At 65.4% G+C, this 10,027-nt stretch carries 11 protein-coding genes; 6 read left to right on the plus strand and 5 right to left on the minus strand.

Annotated features, from left to right (window positions below; translation table 11 throughout):
* Nucleotides 1-310: 310 nt before the first annotated feature.
* Nucleotides 311-481: a hypothetical protein gene (locus Q4G50_RS07230; RefSeq protein ID WP_303376978.1), complete on the plus strand. Its 171-nt coding sequence runs from the start codon at nucleotides 311-313 to the stop codon at nucleotides 479-481.
* A gap of 58 nt (nucleotides 482-539) precedes the next feature.
* Here Q4G50_RS07230 and Q4G50_RS07235 read toward each other — a convergent pair whose 3' ends face one another.
* The 4 genes from Q4G50_RS07235 to Q4G50_RS07250 form a co-directional block, all read right to left on the minus strand.
* On the minus strand, nucleotides 540-1,880 hold the full coding sequence (locus Q4G50_RS07235) for an MFS transporter (RefSeq protein WP_303376979.1): 1,341 nt from the start codon (nucleotides 1,878-1,880) through the stop codon (nucleotides 540-542).
* Nucleotides 1,877-4,102 (minus strand): cation-translocating P-type ATPase, encoded by a 2,226-nt coding sequence (locus tag Q4G50_RS07240; RefSeq protein ID WP_303376980.1) that lies wholly within the window; start codon nucleotides 4,100-4,102, stop codon nucleotides 1,877-1,879. The genes Q4G50_RS07235 and Q4G50_RS07240 overlap by 4 nt, the downstream gene beginning before the upstream one ends.
* A gap of 40 nt (nucleotides 4,103-4,142) precedes the next feature.
* The gene (locus tag Q4G50_RS07245; RefSeq protein WP_303376981.1) at nucleotides 4,143-4,343 is read right to left on the minus strand and encodes a heavy-metal-associated domain-containing protein; all 201 of its coding nucleotides are present in this window, start codon (nucleotides 4,341-4,343) and stop codon (nucleotides 4,143-4,145) included.
* Between the two features lie 65 nt (nucleotides 4,344-4,408).
* Nucleotides 4,409-4,615 (minus strand): heavy-metal-associated domain-containing protein, encoded by a 207-nt coding sequence (locus Q4G50_RS07250; protein ID WP_303376982.1) that lies wholly within the window; start codon nucleotides 4,613-4,615, stop codon nucleotides 4,409-4,411.
* Between the two features lie 129 nt (nucleotides 4,616-4,744).
* Between Q4G50_RS07250 and trxA the strand changes: the two genes are divergently transcribed.
* Both trxA and Q4G50_RS07260 read left to right on the plus strand, forming a co-directional pair.
* The gene (gene trxA / locus Q4G50_RS07255; RefSeq protein WP_303376983.1) at nucleotides 4,745-5,128 is read left to right on the plus strand and encodes a thioredoxin; all 384 of its coding nucleotides are present in this window, start codon (nucleotides 4,745-4,747) and stop codon (nucleotides 5,126-5,128) included.
* A 130-nt stretch (nucleotides 5,129-5,258) separates the two neighbouring features.
* A complete protein-coding gene (locus tag Q4G50_RS07260) occupies nucleotides 5,259-6,200 on the plus strand; it encodes a PspA/IM30 family protein (protein ID WP_303376984.1) in 942 nt (313 codons plus the stop codon).
* A gap of 13 nt (nucleotides 6,201-6,213) precedes the next feature.
* Here the strand turns inward: Q4G50_RS07260 and Q4G50_RS07265 are convergent, their stop codons facing one another.
* Nucleotides 6,214-7,455: an NYN domain-containing protein gene (locus Q4G50_RS07265; protein WP_303376985.1), complete on the minus strand. Its 1,242-nt coding sequence runs from the start codon at nucleotides 7,453-7,455 to the stop codon at nucleotides 6,214-6,216.
* Between the two features lie 190 nt (nucleotides 7,456-7,645).
* Between Q4G50_RS07265 and Q4G50_RS07270 the strand changes: the two genes are divergently transcribed.
* Genes Q4G50_RS07270 through Q4G50_RS07280 form a run of 3 tightly spaced genes read left to right on the plus strand, consistent with a single transcriptional unit; the run spans nucleotide 7,646 to nucleotide 9,941 of the window.
* The gene (locus Q4G50_RS07270; protein WP_303376986.1) at nucleotides 7,646-8,020 is read left to right on the plus strand and encodes a GntR family transcriptional regulator; all 375 of its coding nucleotides are present in this window, start codon (nucleotides 7,646-7,648) and stop codon (nucleotides 8,018-8,020) included.
* A complete protein-coding gene (locus tag Q4G50_RS07275; protein WP_303376987.1) occupies nucleotides 8,017-8,901 on the plus strand; it encodes an ABC transporter ATP-binding protein in 885 nt (294 codons plus the stop codon). The genes Q4G50_RS07270 and Q4G50_RS07275 overlap by 4 nt, the downstream gene beginning before the upstream one ends.
* Entirely contained in the window at nucleotides 8,898-9,941 is a 1,044-nt protein-coding gene (locus Q4G50_RS07280) for a hypothetical protein (RefSeq protein ID WP_303376988.1), read from the plus strand. Before Q4G50_RS07275 ends, Q4G50_RS07280 begins: the two co-directional genes overlap by 4 nt.
* Nucleotides 9,942-10,027 lie beyond the last annotated feature (86 nt).

The following is a 10,027-nucleotide window of genomic DNA, read 5'->3' on the forward strand; positions in this document are numbered from 1 at the left end:
TAACCCCGCTCTATCATTCGACCGGCCTCCTGTGGAGCCCCCCTGGGGTAACCCCGGGAATCTCCCCGGCAGCGGGTCACCCCCGAAAGTGGGTAGGGTGCAGGTCCTGGGGTCGCCCTATAAGTGAGGAAGGTCACGCCTCAAAGGGTTGCCATCCTGGGCTTTTGGTGCATTTTAGGTAACCCTATATAAGGGCCGCGTTACTTAGGCATGGCTTAGCAATGGTGCCTGACCTGCATGAACTGCCCTAAACTCAGTCACATCGTAAGAACATCACCACCCCGAGCACCGGACCTTAAGGAGGGACACCATGACCACGCGAGAATTCAATCCCCGAACCGCCACCTTCAACAACACCATCCGCGTCGAGCGCACCGAGCGCGCCACCATCCTGGCCGTGCCGCGCAGCCTCGAGGATTTTGCCCACGAGCGTAAGCCCAGCTTCATGGACCGCCTGGCAGGCATGTTTAGCTTCGGCTAGTACCACCACTTACACCCCCCGGTTCGCATGAATCGGGGGGTGTCGTCGTTCTCGGGCCTTAGGCGTCGAGTACCTTGCCCCGCTGTTCAGGGAGTGTGAGCGTGGCCACCGCCGCCACCACGAAAGCTGCGGAGAAAAGACCGAACAGGGCTACCGAGTCTCCCCACAGCAGGATGGGCGGCACGATGAGCGGGGCGATGATGGAGGCGATGCGTCCGAAACCTGCCGCCGCGCCGGTGCCCGCGCCGCGGATGTGCGAGGGGTAGAGCTCCGGCCCGATGGCGTAGAGCGCGCCCCAGGCACCCAGGTTGAAAAACGACAGCAGGCAACCGGCCATGATGATGGTTGTTTCCGTGGAGGCGGTGCCGAAGAACATCGCCGACGCGGCCGAGCCGACCAGGAAGGTCGCCAGGGTGGGGCGCCGCCCCCAGGTCTCAATCAACCAGGCTGCCACCGCGTACCCCGGCAGCTGGGCGAGGGTGATGATGAGCGTGAACTGGAAGGATTTCACCAGGGTGAAGCCGTCGGCCACCAGCAGTGAGGGAATCCAGATGAAGGCGCCGTAATAGGAGAGGTTGACGCCGAACCATACGATCCATAAAGCGGCGGTGCGCCCCCGCAGGCCGCGGGCCCAGATGGAGGAAGCATCCGCGAAATCCTCGCGGGGAAGTTCGCGCAGGCGTTGGGTTTCGGCGGCGTCGATACGCTCTAGTTTGGCCGGGGAGACCTCGGCCTCGAAGGAGGTGACAATCTCCTCGGCCTTGTCATGCCTGCCCTTATCCTCCAGGAAGCGCACTGACTCGGGCAGGCCTTTGCGCACGTAAATGGCATAGAAGGTGGGGATCATTCCGAGCGCCAGTGCCCACCGCCAGCCTTCGTCGGAAGCGGTGACTACGAAGTAGCCGATGAGGGCGGCCGCAATCCAGCCCACCGCCCAGAAGGCCTCGAGGATAACCACCATGCGCCCGCGGTATTTCCGGGGCGAGAACTCGGAGACCAGGGTGGAAGCGACGGGAAGTTCCGCGCCCAGGCCCAGGCCGACCACGAAACGCAGAGCGATGAGCACCGCCAGGCTGCCAGCCAGTGCGGAGGCTCCCGTGGCCAGTCCGTAGATGAGCAGGGTCAGGGCGAAGACCTGGCGGCGACCGATGCGGTCGGCCAGCAGTCCGCCGAGCGTGGCGCCCAGTGCCATGCCGACGAAACCGATAGAGCCCAGCCAGGATGTCTGCGTCGGGGTGAGTCCCCAGTGCACGACGAGTGCGGCCATGATGAAGGAGATGAGCCCGACGTCCATCGCGTCAAGTGCCCAACCGATGCCCGAGCCGAAGAGCAGTTTGCGGTGCTTTCCGGTGACCGGCAGTCGGTCCAGCCGCTGGTTCCTGGTCAGTGCGTGGTTCATGCGTTGATCTTAAACCCGCGCAGGCGCAGCGAGTTGCTCACCACGAACACGGAGGAGAAGGCCATGGCCACGCCGGCGAGCATGGGGTTGAGGAAACCTGCCGCCGCGACGGGGATGAGGACGACGTTGTAGGCGAATGCCCAGAACAGGTTGCCCTTGATGGTGCCCAGTGTGCGCCGGGAAAGGCGGATGGCATCCCCGGCGGAGCGCAGGTCATCGTTCATGAGGGTGATGTCGGAGGCTTCGATGGCTACGTCGGTGCCGGCGCCCATCGCCAGGCCGAGGTCGGCGCGGGCGAGCGCGGCCGCGTCGTTGACGCCGTCACCGACCATGGCCACGGTGCGGCCCTCATTCTGGAGCTTCTCGACGACCGCGACCTTCTCATCCGGCATTACTTCCGCGATGACATCGTCTGGGTGGATGCCCACCTCGGCGGCCACCGCACGTGCGGCACCGGAGTTGTCGCCGGTGAGCAGCATGGGGCGCATGCCGAGCTCACGCATCGTGGTGATGGCCTGCGCGGAGGTGGCCTTGACGGTATCGCGGACGGTGATCACGCCCGCCGCCTGCTCATCCACCGTCACGAGGACCGGGGTGCCGCCCTGCTCCTGGGCCCGAGCCACCGCGGCACTGAGTTCCTGCGGAAGCTGCGTAGCAGGGCGCCCGATGTTGACGTCGCGCCCGGCGACGAGGCCGCGCACCCCCTGCCCGGGCACCGCGGTGAAGTTCTCCACGCCAGGCAGGTTCGCGCCGGCCCGGGTCACGATCGCCCGGGCGATGGGATGTTCGGATCCGGCCTCGACAGCTGCCGCCAGCCGCAGGATCTCGTCTTCCGCGAATCCATCGGCCACCACCGAGTCCACGGACATGGCTCCTTCGGTGACGGTGCCAGTTTTGTCCATGACGATGGTGTCCACCCGGCGGGTGGATTCGAGCACCTCAGGTCCCTTGATCAGCAGGCCCAGCTGTGCGCCCCGGCTCGTGCCCACCAGCAGGGCGGTCGGGGTGGCCAGACCCAGGGCGCAGGGGCAGGCGATGATGAGGACGGCCACCGCGGCGGTGAAGGAGGGTGCCAGTCCGTGACCGAGGGCCAGGTGGGCGGAAAGAGTCAGTAGTGACACGACGATGACCACCGGCACGAAGACCTGGGAGATCCGGTCAACCAGGCGCTGTACGGGGGCTTTTTTGGCCTGTGCCTCGGACACTAGGCGGGCCATCTGCGCCAGCGTCGAGTCAGCGCCCACGCGGGTGACCTCGATGAGCAGGCGCCCGGAGGCATTGATCGTCGCGCCGGTGACCCGGGAGCCGACGTTGACCTCTACCGGTACGGATTCCCCGGTGAGCATGGATTCGTCAACGGCGGAGGCACCCTCGACGACGCGGCCGTCGGCGGCGATCTTCTCGCCGGGGCGCACGACGATGACATCGCCTGCCGCCAGCTCGCTTAGGGGAACGCGGACCTCGCGGGCATCGCGCAGCACTGCCGCATCCTTGGCGCCCATGTCGAGCAGGGCGCGCAAGGCCTCGGAGGAGCGCCCCTTGGCGCGGATCTCAAACCATCGTCCCAGCAGCAGGAAGGTGATCACCACGGCGGTGGTCTCCAGGTAGATCTCGTCCATGGTGGTGTCCGCGGGGAACAGGTGCATTTCCATGGTCATGCCGGGATGCCCGGCATTGCCGATAAACAGCGCCCACAGGCTCCACAGGTACGCCGCAGAAGTGCCGAGTGTGATGAGGGTGTCCATGGTGAAGGACCCCTGCCGCAGGTTCGCCCACGTCGCCCGGTGGAAGGGGGCGCCGCCGGTGAAGAACACGGGCGTGGTCATGGTGAGCACAGCCCACTGCCAGTGATTGAACTGCCACGCCGGGATCATGCTCAGCGCCACGATCGGTACGGTGAGCAGCGCCGACATGATGAGACGCTGCTTGAGGTCCGCAGCGTCCCGGCGGCGGGCGGTTTCGTGCGGGTCCTCGCTTATCGACGCCCCCTCGCTCCCCGTCGGAGCTTCCTTGTTGATCTCGAAGGCGTCGTACCCGGCGCCGCGGACCACGTCGATGAGGGTGCTTTTATCCACCTTCGCCGGGTCGAAGGAGATGGCGGCGGATTCGGTGGCGAAGTTGACCGTGGCCTCGACGCCGTCGACTTTGTTGAGTTTGCGTTCCACACGGCCGGAGCAGGCCGTGCAGGTCATGCCGGTGACGCCGAGATCCAGAGTGTCCATGAACCCCACGCTATACCCCCATGGGGTATTCGGCAAGGGCTTAGGCCAGCTGGTAGCCCGCTTCCTCGATGGCGGCAGTGACGGCGGCATCGGTGAAGCCCTCGCCGCTGACGGTGACGGTGCCGGTCTCGTGGGAGGCATCGACCGTGGACACGCCGGCCACCTCACCGACCTCCTCGCGAACGGACATCTCGCAGTGGCCGCAGGTCATGCCCTCGACCTGGTAGTTCTTGACTGCCATAGGTTCTCCAATCTCTAGAGGTTATTCAGATAAATCTATACCCTCAGGGGGTATTCGGCAATGGGTTAGTCCTGCTCGCGCAGGCGGAAACCGGCGTTCTCGACGGCGCGGGCAACCATGTGGTCAGAGATACCCTCGCTGGTCACGGCCATATGGCCGGTCGCGGGATCGACGTCGACGCCCTGGGTTCCGGGAATCTCGTTGATCTCTTCCTCGACTGCTATCCGGCAGGCCTCACCGGTCATGCCCTCGACGACATAGTTCTTGATCATGGGGATCCTTTTCTCTGGCCGGACAGCTCCATGGGAATAAATAAACAGCCAGGTAGGGTTGAGCTAGAACACAGCCGCTAAACGCGGTCATACGTAAGACCATACAAAACGACTTTTTAGGAGATTCAGTTGGCAACCATCGATATCACTGAGGCAACGTTCGAGGACACCGTCACCGGCGAGGGCATCGTGCTCGTTGACGCCTGGGCATCCTGGTGCGGTCCGTGCCGCGCCTTCGCCCCGACCTTCGAGGCCGCGTCCGAGAACCACGAGGACGCTACCTTCGCCAAGCTGGACACAGAGGCCAACCAGGGCCTCGCCGCTGCCCTGCAGATCCAGTCCATCCCGACCCTGATGATCTTCCGCGACGGCATCATGGTCTACCGCGACGCCGGCGCCCTGCCGCCCGCCGCTCTGGAGGATCTCATCGGCCAGGTCAAGGGCCTGGACATGGAGGATGTGCGCCGCCAGGTCGCTGAGGCCAACGCCGCCCGCGACGCCGAAGGCCAGTAGTCCCACCACTGAGAAGACAAGGTCCGGTTCCCCGTCCTGGGGGCCGGGCCTTTGCGCATCCTGACGGCAGCGAGGATTTCTCTCTAAACTTCGGTGTAAAGAGCCCGATCGATGAAAGAGAGACCCGCTCATGCCGAACCCCTTGTCCAAGGGCTGGAAGTACCTCATGGCCTCCTTCGACTCCAAGATCGATGAGAACGCCGACCCAAAGGTGCAGATCCAGCAGGCCACCGAGGCCGCCAAGCGTCAGCACCAGGAGATCACTGAGCAGGCCGCGTCGGTGATCGGCAACCAGAAGCAGCTGGAAATGAAGCTCGACCGCCTGCTCAAGTCGCAGCAGGAGCACCAGGAGCAGGCCCGCACGGCTCTCGCCGCCGCCGATAAGGCCAGTGCCGAAGGCGATACCGCCAAGGCGCAGGAGTTCACCAACACCGCGGAGATTTTTGCCTCCCAGCTGGTGGCCGTCGAGCAGCAGCTCGAGGAGACCAAGCAGATGCACGCGCAGGCCACGCAGAACGCGGAGCAGGCTACCCGCCAGCAGATCGAATCAGAGGCGCGCCTCAAGGAGCAGCTCTCCCAGATTGATCAGCTCCGCGCCCAGGCCGATCAGGCCGCCATGCAGGAGACCGCCACCCGTGCGATGGACTCCATGCAGGAACTGCGCCCTGACGGCAACGTGCCGACCCTGGATGCCGTGCGGGAGAAGATCGAGCGTCGTTACGCGGATGCCCTCGGCGCACAGGAGCTGACCCAGCACTCGGTGGGTGACCGCATGACTGAGATTGCCAGCGCTGGCACCGATATGAAGGCTTCCGCGCGTCTGGCCGAGATCCGGGCCTCCATGGCCGGCGAATCCGCCGGTGAACTCACCGAGGGTTCTGGCGAACCCGAGCTGGTCGACGCCGAGCCGGTCGAGAAGGCCGCCGATGAGGGCATGGGCACCGCACCCGGCGTCCAAGACACCCAGTACCAGCGGGAAGAGGCAGCGCAGGATGCCTCCGATGCCCAGGCAGAAGCTGACGCCGCCGGGGAGGGAATGATTCCCGATGAGCCCGGCGGCGCCGACAAGTAGTTAAACGCAGGGATCAGCCGCGGCGGAAGTTGATCAGTACGCCGCGGATGCCCGAGTGGAAGCCATCCCGGAGGTTGACGCGCTGTGATTCGCTGAGCGTGTACTCGTGAAGAGTCTCGCAGGCGAACTGCAGCAGCGGACGATCAATCTCCGGGGGCAGGCCGCCGCCCGAGAGCAGATGCGCGGAATCGCGCTGCTCCGTGGTGGCGGCATTGTCATACCACCAGGTGGCATACTGCTGCCCGACGTCGAAAGGCGTCTGGAACCCGGCCGAAGACCACACCTCCTCCGGCAGCGGCACGTAGCGCGAGCGCAGCTTCCGGCGCGGCGCCATCATGGACGGCTTCGGCGCGCCGGGCTTCGGGGTCGGCTTCGGGGCCTGGGCGGGCTCCTCTTCCTCCGGAGACGGGGTCTGCGCGGCGGCTGCTTTATCCTCCTCGCTGACTTCCTGGGCGGCGGCACTGGCCGCCGCCTGGACGGCCGCATCCATGGGGGACGGGGCCTGGGAGACGGGGCTGGCCGGAGCGAAGGATCCCTCCGGGGTGGTCTTTTCCTCACACGGCTGGGTCGGGGCGTCGGCGGGTGTCGACTCCGGGGTGGCCTCGGAGGGAGCGAGGTTGCCGGGGCTGGGTACCTCTGTCATGCCGAGGTCCTCGATGGGTTCGGCATCTGACAGCGGGCGGTCGCGGACCACCGGTGGCAGCGGCCCTTCGAGGACCTGCAGTTGCATGGCCTCGGCGAAGTCCTCGCGCGGGTCGAGGATGGTGGTGGAATCGCAGGCGTGGCGCAGGGCAGAGGACATGGAATCCCAGCCGAAGCCGTACAGGTGGACGCGGAGGCCGTGGTTGGTGGCCTCGTTGACGCCGGGGATCATGTCGGCGTCGCCGGAGACGAGCACGAGGTCGGAGACCTGCTGGCGACAGGCGGTGACCACCATGTCGGCGACCAGGCGCGTGTCCACTGCCTTCTGGGTGCGCCGTTCGCCCCACTCGATGAGTTGTCCGGCGCGCAGTTGCACGCCATCGCAGGTGCGCAGGGCGCGTTGGTAGCGGTGCGGGCCGGTCTCGGGGATGCCGTCGTACCAGAGTTGGCGGTGGATGGGCTGGTGGAGCTGGGTCTGGATCATGTTCCCGAGGACGTTGACTACCTCGGGCAGATCAATCTCTAACTGTGCGCGGGCACCTGTTTCCCAGGAGTTATAGAAACTCGCCAGGAGATATGAGGTGTCGACAAAGACAATGGTGCGTTCAAGCATGGCTCCTAATTTCTTTTTGTTCGTAACTAAGTTGCGTTTCTTCCACCCCAGCATGCCCTAACTACGTGGCTGGCGTCGATGCCGGTCCCCGGATTCCCGACAAAGCCGCAGGTCGTGGGGCAGGGGGTAGCCAAGTTGTTATCCATGAGATAGGTTAGTTAGTACAGTAACCAACCGACTAAGTGGGTGAGTGATGGACGCCACTGCGCCGCTTTTCAGGCAAATCGCCGAACTGATCGAGGATTCCGTCGTGGACGGCACCCTCGCCACCGGCGATCGCGCGCCCTCCACCAACGAATTGGCTGATTTCCATGACATCAACCCGGCCACCGCCCGCCGCGGGCTCTCCCTCCTCGTCGATTCTGGCGTGCTGGCAAAGAGGCGCGGCATCGGCATGTTCGTCACACCCGGGGCCCGCGGTCTCATCATTGCCCGGCGCCGGGAGGATTTCGCCGCCAACTACGTGGCCCCGCTTATTGATGAAGCCGCCAAACTCGATTTCACCCGAGCCGATATCCGCCACCTCATCGACGCTGTCGCAGAAAGCCGAGGTCTTTACCGATGATCACCGCCCGCAACCTCTCTGCCGGCTATCGCCGGAATGCCGAAGTCCTGCAGGGGATGAGTTTTCACCTGGAACCCGGTCTCATTCACGGGCTCATCGGCCGCAACGGCTCCGGAAAAACGACCCTGCTCCGTGTGCTGGCCGGCCAGCTCACCGCCCAGGGGGAGGTCGAGGTTCTTGGCCACCGCCCCTTCGACCGCGCCGAGGTAATGGACCGCCTGGTGCTGGCCGGGATCGATGCCCCCTTGCCCGACCGGTGGTCGGTGTCCACGCTTCTCGACGTCGCCGCCGCCCGCTGGCACTCCTGGGATCCAGCCCGCGCCGCCGAACTGGTGTCGCGTTTCGATCTGTCTCCGAACACCCGCTACTCCGAGCTCTCCCGTGGCCAGAAGTCCGCGGCCAGCATTGTTCTGGCGGTGGCCAGCGGCTGCGAACTGTTGCTTCTCGACGAACCGTATCTCGGACTCGACGTCGCCAAGCGGGAACAGTTCTACCGGACGCTGCGTGAGGAGGCCGGGCGCACCATCGTCCTGTCCACCCACCACCTCCACGAGGCGGAGAAGCTGCTGGACACCGTGCTCTACATCGATGACGGCCGCGTCGTCCTCCACGGTGCCATCGACGAGGTGTCAGCCCGCTTCGTCCAACTGAGTGGGGTGCCCGATGATGTGGACCGGGTCCTCAACCGCCTGGGGAACCTCCGGGAGCTGCGTCGCGAGGACCTGTCGTTGGGTCGGCGCAGCATCGTCGATCTGGGCGACGGTGGCGCCGACATCGACGCGGTGGCGCATACCGCTGCCCAGGTCGGACCGGTGAAGGTCACCGAGCTCACCCTCGAGAACGCCGTGCTGGCCATGACGACGACGGGAGATCCGCGATGAACCAGGTCGTCTCCCAGGCCCGCCTCTTCCGGGCGCTGGCGCTGCGTCCCCGTCTGCTCATCGGGTTCGTACCGCTGTTCATGTTCACCACACTGGCGACCATCGTGGCCTCCGGGACCACGTTCTGGGCACAGATCGTGCTGGTCGCGCTCATGATGTGGGTGATCCGACCCGCCTGGGTGGACTACCAGGCCCTGTCGCTGGGCAGCCTGACCTGGAGGAGGCACCGGCGGTGGTTGGGAGCGATCGCGCTCACCTTCACGCTGCTCGTGGCGCTGCTGTTGCGGAGACTTACGCCAGCGGGCGACGACACCGCGCTCATCTATCCGGTACTGATGGCCGTCAGTCTGCTCACCGTCGTCGACTCACCGGTTCGGGGCATCGACAAGCGGCAACGCCCCGAACGGGGCCTGGGGCGCTTCCTCCCCGTCGACCCGGTCAACCAGATCATCCGCGCCCCACAGCTGACCATGTGGACCACTCTGTGGGCGGCTGCCCTGGTCTATCTCCTCATTCGTTGGGCACTCGAGGACTACATGGGTGGCGACACCGACCACTTCACCGGATTCATCTTCCTCGCCATGTACCTGCCCATCGTCCTGCTCACGCAGCGACCATTGCGGTCCTCGCTCCGGCAGTGGGTCGCGATCGGCGGCACCCGCCGTCGTTGGGCCCGCGAAACCTGGGCCGTCGGAGGAGTCAACGTGGTCCTGGGAGCGGTCGGTGCCGCCGTCATGTTGTCGCGAGGGGGCAGCGCCCGCGACGGCGCCATGCTGTTCGCAGTGCTCATGCTGTTTCTAGTGGGTTCCGTCATTCTCGAGCTTGTCGACGCCCGCACCATCGGGTTCCTGGCGCTGCCCCTGGTGGTCATCGTCGCGGTGCTCGTCGCCCACGGATTCGGGGCACCGTCTGTACTCGTCACCGCCGGAGCACTCGCCTCTTATGCGGTTTTCGGATGGAGCGTGCACCGTGCAGCGGCCCGGGTGGCCGTCTTCAACCACGGGATGACCGGGGCCCGGGAACGTTCTTTGAGCGCATAACAGCGCTTCCGATGGGGCCGATTTCACCGCCGTGAGCTGGGGGTTTGTGTTGTTGTGGGGTGGTGTGTAACTTTATGTGAGTCAGC

Source organism: Corynebacterium sp., assembly GCF_030538285.1.
In the GTDB taxonomy this organism is placed as follows: Bacteria; Actinomycetota; Actinomycetes; order Mycobacteriales; family Mycobacteriaceae; genus Corynebacterium.